General features: G+C 68.9%; 12 protein-coding genes. 3 read left to right on the forward strand and 9 right to left on the reverse strand.

The genetic code is table 11. The features are described from left to right. Nucleotides 1-8 precede the first annotated feature (8 nt). Together truB and rbfA are read right to left on the reverse strand one after the other, a co-directional pair. Nucleotides 9-1,088, reverse strand: a complete 1,080-nt coding sequence (gene truB / locus HW274_RS08135; protein WP_185988550.1) for a tRNA pseudouridine(55) synthase TruB — start codon at nt 1,086-1,088, stop codon at nt 9-11. Further along, complete coding sequence (rbfA, locus tag HW274_RS08140; RefSeq protein WP_185988551.1) at nt 1,085-1,582, reverse strand: 30S ribosome-binding factor RbfA; 498 nt, start codon at nt 1,580-1,582, stop codon at nt 1,085-1,087. Before rbfA ends, truB begins: the two co-directional genes overlap by 4 nt. Nucleotides 1,583-1,779: 197 nt before the next feature. On the opposite strand from rbfA, the gene rarD reads away from it, so the two are divergent. Then, the gene (gene rarD / locus HW274_RS08145; protein ID WP_185988552.1) at nt 1,780-2,772 is read left to right on the forward strand and encodes an EamA family transporter RarD; all 993 of its coding nucleotides are present in this window, start codon (nt 1,780-1,782) and stop codon (nt 2,770-2,772) included. Here the strand turns inward: rarD and HW274_RS08150 are convergent. Genes HW274_RS08150 through HW274_RS08160 form a run of 3 tightly spaced genes read right to left on the reverse strand, consistent with a single transcriptional unit; the run spans nt 2,723 to nt 6,870 of the window. Further along, nucleotides 2,723-3,547 (reverse strand): slipin family protein, encoded by an 825-nt coding sequence (locus HW274_RS08150; protein WP_075405054.1) that lies wholly within the window; start codon nt 3,545-3,547, stop codon nt 2,723-2,725. The genes rarD and HW274_RS08150 overlap by 50 nt on opposite strands. A 51-nt stretch (nt 3,548-3,598) precedes the next feature. After that, complete coding sequence (locus HW274_RS08155; RefSeq protein ID WP_075253315.1) at nt 3,599-4,528, reverse strand: hypothetical protein; 930 nt, start codon at nt 4,526-4,528, stop codon at nt 3,599-3,601. Further along, nucleotides 4,528-6,870: a nitric-oxide reductase large subunit gene (locus HW274_RS08160; RefSeq protein ID WP_075253314.1), complete on the reverse strand. Its 2,343-nt coding sequence runs from the start codon at nt 6,868-6,870 to the stop codon at nt 4,528-4,530. The genes HW274_RS08155 and HW274_RS08160 overlap by 1 nt, the downstream gene beginning before the upstream one ends. Nucleotides 6,871-7,235: 365 nt before the next feature. Between HW274_RS08160 and HW274_RS08165 the strand changes: the two genes are divergently transcribed. Continuing rightward, on the forward strand, nt 7,236-8,807 hold the full coding sequence (locus HW274_RS08165) for a molybdopterin-dependent oxidoreductase (protein WP_185988553.1): 1,572 nt from the start codon (nt 7,236-7,238) through the stop codon (nt 8,805-8,807). A 115-nt stretch (nt 8,808-8,922) separates the two neighbouring features. Here the strand turns inward: HW274_RS08165 and infB are convergent, their stop codons facing one another. The 4 genes from infB to rimP form a co-directional block, all read right to left on the reverse strand. Continuing rightward, a complete protein-coding gene (gene infB, locus HW274_RS08170; protein ID WP_075253312.1) occupies nt 8,923-11,886 on the reverse strand; it encodes a translation initiation factor IF-2 in 2,964 nt (987 codons plus the stop codon). 91 nt (nt 11,887-11,977) lie between these two features. Beyond that, complete coding sequence (locus HW274_RS08175) at nt 11,978-12,310, reverse strand: YlxR family protein (protein WP_075253311.1); 333 nt, start codon at nt 12,308-12,310, stop codon at nt 11,978-11,980. A 118-nt stretch (nt 12,311-12,428) separates the two neighbouring features. Next, entirely contained in the window at nt 12,429-13,469 is a 1,041-nt protein-coding gene (gene nusA / locus HW274_RS08180) for a transcription termination factor NusA (RefSeq protein ID WP_003786363.1), read from the reverse strand. 193 nt (nt 13,470-13,662) lie between these two features. Next, nucleotides 13,663-14,181, reverse strand: coding sequence for a ribosome maturation factor RimP (rimP, locus tag HW274_RS08185; RefSeq protein ID WP_075253310.1), 519 nt, complete (start codon nt 14,179-14,181; stop codon nt 13,663-13,665). A 124-nt stretch (nt 14,182-14,305) separates the two neighbouring features. On the opposite strand from rimP, the gene HW274_RS08190 reads away from it, so the two are divergent. Continuing rightward, nucleotides 14,306-15,355, forward strand: coding sequence for a Tat pathway signal protein (locus tag HW274_RS08190; RefSeq protein WP_185988554.1), 1,050 nt, complete (start codon nt 14,306-14,308; stop codon nt 15,353-15,355). Nucleotide 15,356 lies beyond the last annotated feature (1 nt).

Genomic DNA, 15,356 nt, shown 5'->3' on the forward strand with positions numbered 1-15,356 from the left:
TGCACGTCTCAGGCCGGGTCCAGGACCAGTACCGGGCGCGCACGTGGGCCCTGGTGCCTCAACAGTGCCACGAGGCGCCCACCGGGGGCGAATCCGGCCACGACGCGCTGCTCGGCCGTCTTCGCAGAGGCCTGCAGCCGCCGCCCCTCGGGGGCCTCGGCCCTCTTCAGGACCTCGGCGTCAAGGGGCTGGCCGTAGCGCAGTGCGCGCGCCTCGCCCTCGGTCAGGGCCAGCCGCTCGAAGCAGCGCCGGGCCACCTCCTCCAGTGGGATTGTGGAGACCCCGTGAGGCTCAGGGCTGGAGGCGTCGGTCTCGACTTGGGCGGACAGGTCCGCCAGGGTGTGGGCCTCGTCAATGTCGAAGGGGCCCACTGCGGTGCGCCGCAGCGCGGTCAGATGAGCCCCACAGCCCAGCTCCCGCCCCAGGTCCCGAGCCAGGGCGCGCACGTAGGTGCCCGACGAGCAGGAGACGAGGATGTCGATGTCGACGGCCTGCACCGAGTCCGGGCCGTCGCTGAGAGTACCGTCGGCTTCGACGATCGCCTTCCGGGGCTCTGCGGTCAGGCGCAGCTCGTGAATGGTGACGGGCCTGGCCTGCAGCTCGACGTCCTGCCCGTCACGGACACGTTGGTAGGCTCGCACGCCGTCGACCTTGATGGCGGAGACCGCACTGGGCACCTGCTGGATCGGTCCGCTCAGGGCTGTCAGCGCCTCGGGGAGGCGGGCCTCGGGCAGGTCCGCGATCCGGCAGCCTCGGGCTGCGACGATCTCCCCATCGGCGTCCTCCGTCGCGGTCTCCGCCCCGAGGCGAACGGTGGCCTCGTAGGTCTTGTCGGCCCCCACCAGGTAGGTGAGGAAGCGGGTGGCGCGCCCGATGCCCAGCAGCAGCAGGCCGGTGGCCATGGGGTCGAGGGTGCCGGCATGCCCCACCTTGCGGGTGGCCGCCAGGCGGCGGGTGGCGCCGACGACGTCGTGGCTGGTCAGCCCTTGGGGCTTGTCCACCACGAGGAGCCCATCGGCAGCGGTCACTGCGCCGCGGGGGACGTCGGGGCGACGACGTGCGCGGTCGGCCCGCTCAGAGGCCTTCACAGGTCCCCGGCGTCCGTTGCGGGCTCCTGGTCGGTCTCCTCAGCCTGAGGGTCGTCGTCCTCAGCCTCCTCATCCTCCTCCTCGTGGCGGTAGGGGTCGGCGTCACCTGCGTAGGTGGCGCCCTCGGCGACCTTGGCGATCTGGGCGTCGCGCACCCGGGCCTGGGCTAGGGCGTCCTCGAGGGTCTTGGCGGTGGTGGGGAGGGCATCGAGCTGGAAGGACAGTGAGGGGGTCAGGCGGATACCCAGCGCCTTGCCGACCTCGGAGCGGATGAGTCCCTTGGCTGAGCGCAGCGCCTTGGCCGTCTCCTCCCGCTCCTCATCGCTGCCGTAGACGGTGTAGAAGACGGTGGCCTGCTGGAGGTCCCCGGTGACACGAACGTCGGTGACGGTGACGAAGCCCAGGCGGGGGTCCTTGATTCGCCCCTGAAGGAGACGGGCGACAGTCTCATGAATGCGGTCGGCGACCTTGCGGGCGCGGGCGGCGTCGGCCATGGCGGGGCTCCTTCACGTACGGGGTCCGGGCCTGTCAGGCCCGGGGCTGAGCGATCGGGACCGATCGGCGCGCCGTCCTCGCCCGCGAAAGAGCGAGCCCTTCCGAGACGGTCCAGTGCGCCTCACTATGCTACGCGGAGCGGCGACACGGTCACCGCAGCCATCCCCGAGCGCGAACGGATCAGGAACAGATCACAATGAGCTCCTCCCCCGGTGCATCCTCCTCGAAAGACGGCCCGACTGCTACGCCACCGGCCCTTCCTGAGGCCGCGGCGACCTCGGCGTCAGGGACGCTCGATAGCACTGGGATGGCTCTGGTCATCGGCTGCTACACCCTGTGGGGCGTCTTCCCCCTCTACTTCCACCTCCTCTCGGCCGCCGGCAGTGTGGAGATCATCGGTCACCGGATCCTCTGGACGCTCGTCTCCTGCCTGACGCTCATCGCCCTGCGGCGCCGCTGGGCGCAGCTGGTTGACGTGGTGCGCTCACCGCGCCTGCTGGGGATGCTGGCCGTCTGCGGGCTGCTGGTCTCGGTCAACTGGCTCGTCTACGTCTACGGCGTCAACAGCGCGCGCACGGCCGACGCCGCCCTGGGCTACTTCATCAACCCGCTGGTGACGGTGGCCCTGGCCTCGCTGGTGCTGCATGAGCGGTTGCGCCCCGCTCACCGGGTCTCGATCGCGTTTGCGGGCGCTGGAGTGGCCCTTCTCGTGGTGCTGCAGGGCTCGCTGCCGTGGATCTCCCTGGCGCTGGCCTTCTCCTTCGCCTTGTACGGGTTGGTCAAGAAGCAGCTCGGGCCCGACGTGGACGCCCTGACCGGGCTGACGGTGGAGAGCGCCGTCGTGACTCCCGCCGCGCTCGCCTACCTGGGCCATCTGACCTGGCAGGGTCAGTCGGCCTGGCAGGCCCCCGATCACGGGTGGTGGATCCTCGCGCTGCTCGTGGTGGCCGGCCCGGTCACGGCCGTGCCCCTGCTGCTCTTCGCCGCCGGGACCAGGCGTGTGCCGTTGTCCGTGGTCGGGATGGGTCAGTACATCGCCCCGACCATCCAGTTCCTGCTGGCCTGGGGCGCCTTCCATGAGCGGATCCCGCCGGCCCGATGGGCGGCCATGGTGCTGGTGTGGGCGGCGGTCGCGGTCTTCATCGGTGACGCGGTGCGCCAGCTCCTTCGCCGCCCTCGCCCTCGTTAGCCTCCGGCAGGCCTGCCTGGGGGCCGAAGCGCTCCAGGAGCGGTCCGATGATGTCCATCGGCAGGGGGAAGACGACCGTGGAGTTCTGGTCGGCACCGAGCTCCAGAAGGGTCTGCAGGTAGCGCAGCTGGAGGGAGGCCGGTGACTTCGAGAGCGTGTCGGCCGCCTGACGCAGCTCCTCGGAGGCCTGGAGCTCACCGCGGGCGTTGATGATCTTGGCGCGGCGCTCACGCTCGGCCTCGGCCCCACGGGCCATGGCCCGCTGCATCTGCTCGGGGATCTCGACGTCCTTGATCTCGACGACACTGACCTCCACACCCCAGGGCTCGGTGAGCTTCTCGATGATGTCGCGAAGGTCGGCGTTCAGGGCGCTGCGGTGGGCGAGCACGGTGTCCAGGTCGACCCGGCCGAGGACGGACCTCAGCGTGGTCTGTGCGATCTGGGAGGTGGCGATCGCGTAGTTCTCCACCGCCATGACGGCTTTGACCGGGTCGGTGACGTTGAACAGGACGACGGCGTTGACGCGCGCCGGCACGTTGTCCTCCGTGATGACCTCCTGAGGCGGGATGGTCAGGGTCACCACTCGGGTGTCGACCCGTACCAGGCGCTCGAGGAAGGGGACGACCAGGTGCAGGCCGGGCTCGTAGACGGGTCGCAGGCGCCCCAGCCTGAAGACGATGCCCCGCTCGTACTGGGTGATGATCTTGAGCGAGAGGGCCAGGGCGAGCAGGACGAGGACGGCCAGGGCTGCAATGGCGGTGGTGGTTGTAGTCATGAAGGATCCTTCAGGAAAGGTGGGTCGACGTGGCTCAGGGCTGGGCCCGAATCATCTGCTGGTGGTGTCGGTGGCCTCATTCCACGCCGAGGACCACGAGCGCCGGGCCCCGCCGCGGGTGCCATCCGACCCGAGCTCGGCGCCAGTGGTCGGGACGCGCTTGCGGGTGCGCAGGGCGGTGACGCGGCGCAGCTCGGGTTCCACGGAGGCAGCGGAGGCGGCAGTCCCGCCGTCCGCCTTCGCGGCGTCGTCGGAGTCCGCGAGAAAGGAGACATGCACGGTGCGCCCCGTTGCGGCCGCACGGGCCTGGGCGGTGGCGATCGCCTCGGCCGCCTCACGCACTGAGCGGTATCCCGAAGGGCGTGCGCTGATCGACACCGGGACGGGCCCGGTGCCCGATGAGCGACGAGCCTCCTCGGCCTCCCGGTACTCCTGCGAGCCGACGTGGGGCAGGTGGGCCGGTGCGGTGTCGGGGGTGCTCCACAGGTGACGGGCCAGCGGCAGGACTCCGGCCACGATGACGACGACGGTCGTCGTGCCCAGGACGATGAGGTCGCCGGTGGCGTGAAAGACCACCATGAGCAGTACCGGGATGAAGACGCCGACGCAGGCGATGACCAGGCCCACGCCACGGTGGAACCGTCCAGCGTCGGAGTAGGGCCACGGGTCGACGGGCCGGGTGATCTCCCGTGGGCCGGGGGTGGGCGAGCAGCTGTCCTTGGACGGGCAGCGCCCGCAGATCGCATGGGCGCCCTCATAGCGGATGACGCGCTTGTCCGGGTCGAAGGCGGTGGGCCACAGCCACTGGTCCTCGTGGCACCTCCAGCCGTCGACGTCGTCGTGGTACATGAAGTCCGAGTGCCTCCAGGACATGGAGTGCCGGGCGCTGCGTGAGCCGAGGACGTCCACGGCCCACGCAGCAGCCAGCATGATGAGCGCGTAGGCGGCGATGAGCCACACGCTCAGGTCGGGTGAGTCCATCAGTCGTTCAGCTCCGCGCGCTCACCGCGCCAGGCCTTGCGCCCACCCTGGATCTCCTCGTAGAGGGCGTCCTCGGCGAAGGTGTCCACCGTCCGCCCTCGACGCCAGTTCCTCAGTCCCAAGAAGGCGATGTAGAGGTAGGGCAGGACTCCGCCGAGGATGAAGATGAGGTCGCCGGGCATCCGCCCCCACTCGATGATCGTGTTGACCGAGTTGGTGACGTAGGTGAGCTGGCGGGCCTCGAAGTAGCCCGTGCTCACCGAGTAGCGCAGCTGGAGGATGCCCAGCGGCAGCAGGGTGGCGAAGCACATCCAGGCCAGACCAATGTTGAGGCTCCAGAAGGAGGTCTTGGCGAGCTTCTCGGGCCACTTGTCGGCCGGCACCAGGTAGCGCAGGGCGAACATCCCCAGCGCCAGCGCCATAAAGCCGTAGACGCCCATCATGGAGGCGTGGGCGTGGTTGGCCGTCAGTGCCGTCCCGATCTCGTAGTAGGACACGATAGGCAGGTTGACCAGGAAGCCGAAGACACCGGCCCCCAGGAAGTTCCAGAAGCCGACGGCCATGAGGAACATGACGGCCCAGCGGTGCGGGAAGGGACCGGCCTCCTTGCCGTGGCGGTTGGCGCCCAGCTGCATGAAGGCCCAGGCCTCCACCGTCAGGAAGGTCAGGGGGATCACTTCAGCAGCTGAGAAGAAGGCGCCCAGGGCCATGTGCTCGACCGGCGTGCCGGAGAAGTACAGGTGGTGCATGGTGCCGATGACGCCGCCGGCGGAGTACAGGATGATGTCCATGAAGATGATGCCCAGTGCGATCCTCTCACGGACAACGCCCAGCAGGACGAAGACGTAGGCGACCATGACGGTGGTGAACAGCTCGAGGAAGTCCTCGACCCACAGGTGCACCACCCAGAAGCGCCAGAACTCGGCGACGGTGACGTGGGTTCCGGTGCGCGCCATCATCCCCACGGCGTAGAAGGCGGGGATCGCCAGGGCCGCGAACATGAACAGCCAGGGCATGTTGGCCACGTGCTCGTTGCTCAGGCGCGAACGCATGGCGCGCCAGATGATGAACACCCATACGAACAGGGCCAGGGTCAGCAGCACCTGGAAGACGAAGGGCAGGTCGAGGTACTCCCACTGCTGGGCGAACAGCGGCCCCTTGGCCCAGCTCAGGCCGTGCTGGCTGGCCCCCTCCGCCAGGCAGGACAGGACGACGACCACCGTGGCGGCGATGAACAGGGTCCACACCAGCACGTGCTGCTTCTTCGGCTCGCGCCTGGCGATGAACGGGGTCAGGAACAGGCCGGCCGCGAGCAGCCCGATGGCGGTCCAGAACAAGGAGAGCTGGACGTGCCAGGTGCGGGCCAGGGAGAAGGGCAGGAGCCGGCCCAGGTCGAAGCCGAAGAAGGACAGCACGTCGGCCCGGTAGTGCTCGGCCAGGGCTCCCAGGAGCGTCTGGACGAGGAAGAGGGCGGCGATGGTGAAGACGTACCAGGCCACCACCCGCTGCGACTTGGTCAGTCCGACCTCCTCGGGCTGCCGGAAGGACAGGGCCGGGGCCTCCTCGGAGTGCCAGCCGATCTTCTGGCTCCAGCGGCCGTAGATGGCGAACATGACGCCGGTTCCACCGATGAGGACGATCAGCGACAGGACCGACCAGATCATGAGGTCACCAGTGGGCGCGTTGCCGACCAAGGACTCGGCGGGCCAGTTGTTCGTGTACGAGTAGTCATGACCGGGGCGCTGCGCTGACGAGCCCCAGGCGGTCCAGCCGAAGAAGGCCGTCACCTGCTTGACCTGGACAGGGTCGGTGATGAGATCCGGCTTGAGGCCGTGGCTGTGTGCATCGGGCCCGAACATCGTGGTGTAGTGGCTGACGGCCTCGTTGTAGGCCTTGACCTGCTCATCGGTCCACACCAGGGTTCCCGTAGAGGGGTCGTAGCGGTTGGTCCGCATCATCTCCTTGGTGGCGGCCGCCGGGTCGGCGACCCCCTGGGCGGCGAGCTGCTTCTTGACGCTCGTGGCCTCCATGCGAAGGTACTCGGCGGTGAAGTCCGGACCGAGGTAGCCGCCGTGCCCCAGGATGGAGCCGTACTCCATGAGACCTCTGGCCTGGAAGAGCTTCTGCCCCTCGGTGATGTCCTGCGTCGTGAAGAGAGTCTCACCGCTCTCGGTGACCACCTTCTGCGGCTGAGGCATGGAATTGGTGTAGGTGCGGTAGGCCAGCAGGCCCATGACAGTGAATCCGAAGAGCATGACCAGGGCGACCCCCTGGATCCACCCCTTGCCGATGAGGCGAGCGCGTCGGGAGGACGCCCCCTCAGTCGTGGCAGCGGATGACATGAGATTACCTCCGTGTATCTCAGGAGACGGCGGACGTCTTCCGCGTCGTCACAGCCACCGTACAAGCCTTGCAGAGCATCGCGGGGGAACAATCCAGGACTTCTCCGTCGATATCCCAGCCAATCGGTCCCATTTCCTCAGATTCTCTCCATTGATATTCAACACGTGGAACGACACGATGGCCAGGACGCCACCTATTTTAGTCACTATTGTGTTTCCTATTTAAGGAAGGCTGATGTAACTCCACCTCCGCCGCGCCGACATCTCGATCGCGACATCTTGTCACCATCCCCTACATAGAACCGAGAAACAGCAGTACAATCATTTATACGGAAAGACTGTCACCCCGTTTGTAAGGCACGACGATGTCCCTTTTGCCCCTAGCCGCACAGACCGCCAACGACGTCGCCCAACAGTGCGTCGACACTGAGACCTTCCCACTGTGGTTGCGCGTCACCCACTTCATCAACTTCCTCCTCATGGGCGTGCTCCTCCGCTCCGGGATTGAGATCATCGCCTCGCACCCGCGCTTCTACTTCAAGGACCAGTGCGAGCCCGGCTCCGAGTGGATCCGGTTCACCAAGGACAAGGTGCCCCTCGAGGAGGGGGCCTTCACCGCCCGGGACGATCAGCGCGACCTCTCCCCCCTGCTGTCCCTGCCCGGCCGAGCCAAGATCGGGCTGGGGCGCGCCTGGCACGGGGTGGCCACCAGCTTCTGGCTGCTCAACGGCGTCATCTACGTCGCCTTCCTCGTGGGCACCGGGGCGTGGAACCGCCTGGTTCCCACCACGTGGCGAATCCTGCCCGAGGCCTGGGACTCCCTGCTGACCTACGCGCACCTGCGCACCCCGTCCTTGTGCGACTTCACCCCTTACGACAGCCTCCAGCAGCTGGGGTACTTCTTCATCGTCTTCATCGCCGCTCCGCTGATGATCATCACGGGACCGGTCATGTCCCCCGCCGTCGTGGGCCGCTTCCCCTGGTACGCCAAGATGTTCGGCGGCCGCCAGGCCGCCCGATCCCTGCACCTGATCGGCATGTTCATCTACCTGGGCTTCGCCATCGTTCACGTGGGCCTGGTGTTCATCGTGCACGCTCCTCACAACCTCACCCACATCGTCTTCGGCTACTACGACCCGAGTCGGGTGGGTCAGGCCTACGTCACCGTGATCGGGACGATCATCGTCGTGGTGGCGCTATGGATCGCCATGTCCTACTGGACGCTGACGGACACCCGTCGCAGCCAGCGGATCCTGTGGGACGCCACGCGAGGGATCCGCCGCCTCACGGTGGACCGCTTCAGTTCTCAGCAGGCCGCTAAGAAGCCCTGGACGGAGAAGGACATCTCCAAGTTCCATTGGGTCAACACCCGCACCCCCTCACGGGAGGAGTCTCCGGAGTACCAGGAGCTGGCGGCGAACGACTTCGCCGACTTCCGCCTCGAGGTGGGTGGCATGGTCTCGGCGCCGGCGTCCTTCTCCCTGGCGGAGCTCAAGTCGATCTCCAGCCAGTCCCAGATCACCATGCACACCTGCATGCAGGGCTGGACGGGGATCGCCAAGTGGACGGGGATCCGTGTACGGGACCTGCTCGCGCAGGTCGGTCAGATCGATCCCGAGGCCGGCTGGGTGATGTTCGAGTCCTTCGGCATGGCCCAGCACATGCACGACGGGCGTCCGGTCGAGCCGTACTACACGTGCCTGCCGCTGGACATGGCCCTCGAGGATGACACGATCCTGGCCTGGGGCCGCAATGACGCACCGCTGTCGGGCATGTTCGGTGCTCCGCTGCGCCTGCGCTGCGAGACGAGCCACGGTTACAAGATGATTAAGTGGGTCCGGTCGGTGACGTTGATTCGTCACTACAGCGAGGTCGGTGACGGCATGGGCGGGACCCGCGAGGACTCCGGGTACCAGGACGTCAACGCGCGCATCTGACACTCATCGCCCCACCCGCCGATTCTCGCGGGCAAGGCGATGCGGGTCCGTCTGATACGGTGGCCGGCCACCCCGCAATGGGGTGGCCGGCCACCGTTGATGAACGCTGTCGTTCTCAGTCGCGAGGCTTCTCGCGCATCTCCCAGGTCTCGATGACGTCGCCCTCGGCGAGGTCCTTGAAGCCCAGGTTGATACCGCACTCGTAGCCCTCGCGGACCTCGGTGACGTCGTCCTTCTCGCGGCGCAGCGTCTCGATGGACAGATCGCCGTTGATGACGACTCCGTCGCGCACCAGGCGGGCCTTGGTGCCCCGCTTGATGATGCCCGAGCGGACGATGGAGCCGGCGATGGAGCCGAACTTCGAGGAGCGGAAGATCTGTCGGATCTCGGCGGTGCCGAGCTCGACCTCCTCGTAGACGGGCTTGAGCATGCCCTTCATGGCGGCCTCGACGTCCTCGATCGCGTTGTAGATGACCGAGTAGAACTTCATGTCGACGCCCTCGCGGTCGGCGATCTCCGAGACGCGCTCGGCGGGCCGGACGTTGAAGCCGATGATGACGGCGGAGTCCACCGTGGCCAGGTTGACGTCGTTCTGCGTGATGGCACCCACGCCGCGGTGGATGACGCGCAGGGCGACCTCCTCGCCGACGTCGATCTTGAGCAGGGAGTCCTCCAGGGCCTCGACCGCACCCGAGCTGTCGCCCTTGAGGATGAGGTTGAGGGTGTCGACCTTGCCCTCCTTGAGGACATCGGTGAGGTTCTCCAGGGAGACCCGCTTGCGGCGCTTGGCCAGCAGGGCGGCGCGCTCGGCGGCCTCACGCTTGTCGGCGATCTGGCGGGCCGTGCGGTCGTCGGGGGCGACGATGAAGGAGTCACCGGCGCTGGGCACGTTGGTCAGACCCAGGACCAGGGCCGGGCGGGCAGGGCCGGCCTCGGTGAGGTTCTCCCCGTGCTCGTTGAACATGGCACGCACACGCCCGTAGGCGCTTCCGGCCACGATCGGGTCACCGACCCGCAGCGTGCCGCGCTCGACCAGGATGGTGCTCACGGCGCCGCGGCCCTTGTCGAGCTTGGCCTCGATGGTCACGCCGCGGGCCTCGGTGTCCGGGTTGGCCCGCAGGTCCAGGGCGGCGTCCGCGGTCAGCAGGACGGCCTCGAGGAGCTCGTCGATGTGGAGACGCTGCTTGGCGGAGATGTCCACGAACATCGTGTCGCCGCCGTACTCCTCGGGGACCAGACCGTACTCGGTGAGCTGGCCACGGATCTTGTCCGGGTTGGCGCCCTCCTTGTCGATCTTGTTGACCGCCACGACGATCGGCACGTTGGCCGCCTGGGCGTGGTTGAGGGCCTCAACGGTCTGGGGCATGACGCCGTCGTCGGCGGCCACGACGAGGATGGCGATGTCGGTCACCTCGGCACCGCGGGCACGCATGGCCGTGAAGGCCTCGTGACCGGGGGTGTCGATGAAGGTGATCGGACGCTCCTCGTCGTTCAGGTTGACGCGCACCTGGTAGGCGCCGATGGACTGAGTGATGCCCCCGGCCTCACCGGCGACGACGTCGGTGGAGCGGATGGCGTCCAGCAGCTTGGTCTTACCGTGGTCGACGTGGCCCATGACCGTGACCACCGGGGGCCGGGGCAGGAGGTTGGCGTCGTCCTCGTCGGGCTCAAGGTCGATGTCGAAGGACTCCAGGAGCTCGCGGTCCTCGTCCTCGGGCGAGACGATCTGGACGTTGTAGCCCAGCTCGGCGCCCAGGAGGGCGAAGGTGTCCTCGTCGAGGGACTGGGTGGCCGTGGCCATCTCACCGAGGTGGAACAGGACGGTCACCAGGGCCGCGGGGTTGGCGTTGATCTTCTCGGCCAGGTCCGTGAGCGTGGCCCCCTGGCGCACGCGCACCGGGGTGGAGCCGTCACCGCGCGGGACGATGACACCGCCGATCGACGGCGCGCTCTGCTGCTCGAACTCCTGGCGCTTGGCCCGCTTGGACTTGCGTCCCCGCGGGGCACCGCCACCGCGCCCGAAGGCGCCCTGGGTGGAACCGCGACCGCCGCGGCCACCACGGGGTCCGCCGAAGCCGCCGCCCGGACGACCGCCGCCACCGGGACGACCGCCGCCGCCGGGACGCGAGCCACGGCCACCGCCGCCGGCACCGCCTCGTGCGGGGGCACCGGGGCGCCCGATGGAGGACTGGCCGGGCATCATGCCCGGGTTGGGACGCGGACCGCCCGGACGCGGGGCACCGGAGCGTCCGGCTCCCTGAGGCCGTGCACCGCCCTGCGGCCGTGCGCCGCCCTGAGGGCGGGGGCCACCGGGGCGCGGGCCGCCCTGGGGACGGGGTCCACCGGAGCCACCCGGTCGGGGCATGCCCTGGGAGGTGGCGAAGGGGTTGTTGCCGGGGCGCGGCGCGCCAGAGCGCGACTGACCTGAGCGCTGGCCTCCTCGACCTGTCTGACCACCCTGGCGGGGCATGCCCTGGGAGGTGGCGAAGGGGTTGTTGCCAGGGCGCGGCGCACTGGGGCGGGGCCCCGGAGTCGGGGCGTTGCGGCGCGCGCCGGGCGTCGGGGCGCCAGAGGCGGCCGCAGGCTTGGGGGCGCCGGCTCCGGGCTTGGGGACCTTGGGTGCCTCAGCGGCAGCACTCGGCTGGGGCGCCGGCTTGGCGGCGGCCGCCGGGGCCGGAGTGGGGTCACTCGGCTTGGCGGACTGAGCCCCTGGCTTGGGTGCGCCGGCTCCCGGCTTGGGGGCGGCCGGCTTGGCGGCGGGGCTCGGAGCCTGGTCCTGAGCACCGGCGGCTCTCGGCTTGGCGCCCTGAGCTCCCGGCTTGGGGGCGCTCTTGGAGGGCTTGGGGGCCTGAGAGTCGGTCTTGGCCGGCTTGTCGACCTGGGTGTCCGCCGGCGCCTCCTGCACCTGGGCGGCGAAGTGCTCGCGAACCCGGCGAGCGACGGGGGGCTCAACGGCGGAGGAGGCCGCCTTGACGAACTCTCCCTGGTCCTTGAGCCAGGCCAGGATCACCTTCGAGGTGACCTTCTTGCCAGTGGGGTCGAGCTCCTTGGCGAGCTCATGAACGCGTGGTTTAGCCACTTTTCTCCTGTCCGGTTTCCCACCCCGGACAGGGGTGGGTGCTTCTAGAGGCAGCTCATCGCTGGGTACTCATCGGGTGCCCATCGGCTTCCTACCCGCCTTCGCTATCGGTGGTCCGCTCACCCGGTCGGGCAGCGGGGACCTCGCCGTCGTTAACCATCCTCCTCTCCAGGAACCCGCGCACCCGGGCCACATCCAGTGGTCCGCCGGTGCGCAGAGCGCGTGGAGCGGCGCGTCGTCGTTCAGCAAGGTCGAGGCACGCCGGATCCGGGTGGATCCAGGCGCCGCGCCCGGGTCTGACGGCCCGGGCATCGACGTCGAGCTCACCGCTCGGCGTCAGGACGAGACGCAGCATCTGCGTCCGCGGGGCCCTTTGTCGACAGCCGATACAGGTGCGCTCGGGCACGTGGGGGATGGTGACCACCGTCCGTCGGCGTCCTTCCGCTGCTCTGCAACCGCTGACGCGGGTACCGCAACCGGGGAATCCCGGCGCAGGACCCGCAAAGGTCCGCCGGAAAGTCTACATCGCCCCGCAGGGCGGTTCAGTCGCCCAGCTCTGAGGGACCTGTCACGTCGTCGGACTGGGAGCCCTGGCCGGGAGTGATCTCACCGGACTCGGCATCGGCGTGGATGTCGATCTTCCACCCGGTCAGGCGCGCGGCCAAGCGGGCGTTCTGCCCCTCCTTGCCGATAGCCAGGGAGAGCTGGAAGTCGGGGACGATGGCGCGCGCAGTGCGTTCCTCGGCGTCGATGACGCCCACGGCGGCCACACGGGCCGGGGACAGGGCGTTGGCGATGAAGCGCGCCGGGTCCTCGGAATAGTCCACGATGTCGATCTTCTCTCCACCGAGCTCAGTCATGACCGCGCGCACCCGCTGCCCCATGGGGCCGATGCAGGCCCCCTTGGCGTTGACGCCGCGGACCTTGGAGCGCACTGCCATCTTGGTGCGGTGGCCGGCCTCCCGGGCGACGGAGACGATCTCGACGTCACCCGAGGAGAGCTCGGGAACCTCGCGCTCGAAGAGCTTACGAACCAGACCGGGGTGAGTGCGCGACAGGATGATCTGAGCCCCCCGAGTGCCGCGCGAGACGTCGGTGACGTAGGCGCGCACGCGGTCTCCGTGGCGGTAGCGCTCACCGGGCACCTGCTCATGGGGAGGCATGATGCCCTCGTGCTCCTCATCCAGGCGCACGTAGACGATACGGGGGTCGCGCCCCTGCTCCACGGTGCCGGAGATCAGCTCACCGGTCTTGTCCTTGAAGGCGCCCAGGACCTCGAAGTCGCGGCGGTCCTGGATGCGCTGGACGATGACGCTGCGGGCCGTGGCCTGGGCGATGCGGCCGAAGTCGTCGGGGGTGTCGTCGAAGTACTCCCCCGTGGGCTGGTCCTCCTCGTCGACCTCCGGGGCCAGGACGCTCATGTGCCCGGTGCGACGGTCGATCTCGACGTGGGCGCCGCGGATGGCCCCCGGAACCTTGGAGTAGGCCCCCAGGATGGCGTCCTCGATAGCGGGCAGCAGGTTGTCCAGGTCAATACCGAGCTCGTCGGCAGCGCCTCGCAGCTCCGGCATATTGATGTCCATGGGTCCTTGGGTCCTCTCTGGTCCGCTGAGCGGGTGTGCACTGGGTTCCCGTCGACGGTAGCCCGTGACGGGTCGGATGGTCCATCACGTCTGTCCGGGCCGGTCCGTCAACCTATCAGTTATCAGGACACACATTATTCCCGGTCGCTATCCGCGGGGAGCATCTTATGGATTCTCGGCCTGTTGCCCGGCTCTAGAGCCCGGCCACCACCATCCGCGCCTCGGTGATGTCCCCCAGCGCGATGCGGTGCTCGACGCCGTCGACCTCAATCCCGACCATGCCGCCATTGTGGTCGTCGGCCTCGTCGTCCGCATCGGCCGCGGCGACGAGGCCGGTGAGCTCGACATCGGCCGTGCACACCCGGGCACTATGACCAACGGCACGTCGGAAGTGACGCAGGGTGGTCAGCTCCCGCTCGGCTCCGGGGGTGGAGACCTCAAGGGTGTACTGCCCCTTGACGGGGTCAGCCTCGTCGAGAGCCTGGGAGATGGCCGCGGTCACGGGCCCCAGGGCGTCGAGATCGAGGTCTCCGGGACCGTCGACCAGATCCACGAAGACGCGCACGACCGAGTACTTGCCCGCCCGGGTGGTCTCCACGCTCTCGAGATGAAGCCCGGCGTCGTTGACGATCGGAGCGAGCAGATCGGTGAGACTGCGGGCCAGAGCGTCAGCGCGCTGGCGCGGATCCTTGCGCGGCTCATGGGCTGCCATGGTCGTTCTTCCTCCCGTACTGGCCCGAGCCGAAGGCCCGGACGAACGCGGTCAACATAGTCAACATGGTCGAGGTGGTCGAGGTCGGGATCATGCTACCTGCCGTCTGTGGGAGGATTCCCCGGTGAACACTCGCCGCGCTCCCCTCCCCGCCCAGTCGAACGGCTCTCAGCCGCCCTCCAGTGACCGGGTCGGCGCCAGGCCCCGTACCAGTGGCGACACCGGTGCGGCGGGCCACGGCTTGACGCGCCGCGCCATGGTGCTCGCGGTGGGAACGGCTGTGACCGCGGCGCTGAGCGGTTGCGGGCTGCGCCTGGGGAAGGGCTCCCCGGCGTCCCTGCCGTCGGCCTCGGCGGCAGAGACCGCTCGTGATGGACTGGCCAGGCAGGCTGCGCTCATCTCCTCCACCGCTGGCGTGGTCGCGCAGGCCGGCGGCGGGGATGCCACGACGACGGGTCTGGCCGAGGGGGTCAAGCAGACGGCTGATGCCCAGCTCGAGACCCTGGGCGGGGTGTGGCAGCCCTGGCCCTCTCAGGTGCCCTCCGCGTACCCCACGGTGGCTCCCGTGCCGTCGGCCTCGCCGGGCGCCTCCGCACAGGACCTGGCCACGGCCCTGGCCGATGGATCGACGCTGGCCCGCCGCGCGGCGATCGCCGCCGCCTCGGAGCAGGATGCCCGGCTCTTCACCTCGCTGACGGTGGCCTGGAGTCTCCAGCATGATCTCTTCGAGCCGCCGAGCTCGGCGGACAAGCCTCGGGTGGAGGTGGCGCAGGGCTCCAAGATCAGCTCCGGTCTGCTGACCTCCTATGACGCGGCCCGCTACGCCATGGAGGAGCTTGCCGCGCGCAGCGACGACTCCGAGCGCACTCGGGCGATCGCCGACGCCAAGGCCGCCACCGCCGTGGTCAACGCCGCGGTGGCCGCGGGCTCTGAGGACAAGCGGCTGGGCGCCTACGCCGCACCGAGTGAGTCCACCGACCCCAACGTGAGCACCCAGGTGCTCTGGGCCCGGCAGGTGTGGTCCGCCGTCGTGTCGTCGGAGGTGGAGGAGGCCGGTTCCGCCAAGGCCTCCAGCCCGGCCCGCGAGGCGGCCGTCACCGGTGCGGTCGACGCCGCCCGGCGCGCCACCGCCTGGGGCGCGGACTTCTCCTCCTTGCCCGGCTACGCCGCCTGAC

Source organism: Actinomyces sp. oral taxon 169, from assembly GCF_013394715.1.
Lineage (GTDB): Bacteria > Actinomycetota > Actinomycetes > Actinomycetales > Actinomycetaceae > Actinomyces.

Coding starts and splice junctions, on each gene's coding strand:
- rbfA (WP_185988551.1), bottom strand. CDS start 1,582: ATGGCCGACGCCGCCCGCGCCCGCAAGGTCGCCGACCGCATTCATGAG.
- HW274_RS08160 (WP_075253314.1), bottom strand. CDS start 6,870: ATGTCATCCGCTGCCACGACTGAGGGGGCGTCCTCCCGACGCGCTCGC.
- rarD (WP_185988552.1), top strand. CDS start 1,780: ATGAGCTCCTCCCCCGGTGCATCCTCCTCGAAAGACGGCCCGACTGCT.
- rimP (WP_075253310.1), bottom strand. CDS start 14,181: ATGGCAGCCCATGAGCCGCGCAAGGATCCGCGCCAGCGCGCTGACGCT.
- nusA (WP_003786363.1), bottom strand. CDS start 13,469: ATGGACATCAATATGCCGGAGCTGCGAGGCGCTGCCGACGAGCTCGGT.
- HW274_RS08165 (WP_185988553.1), top strand. CDS start 7,236: ATGTCCCTTTTGCCCCTAGCCGCACAGACCGCCAACGACGTCGCCCAA.
- HW274_RS08150 (WP_075405054.1), bottom strand. CDS start 3,547: ATGACTACAACCACCACCGCCATTGCAGCCCTGGCCGTCCTCGTCCTG.
- HW274_RS08155 (WP_075253315.1), bottom strand. CDS start 4,528: ATGGACTCACCCGACCTGAGCGTGTGGCTCATCGCCGCCTACGCGCTC.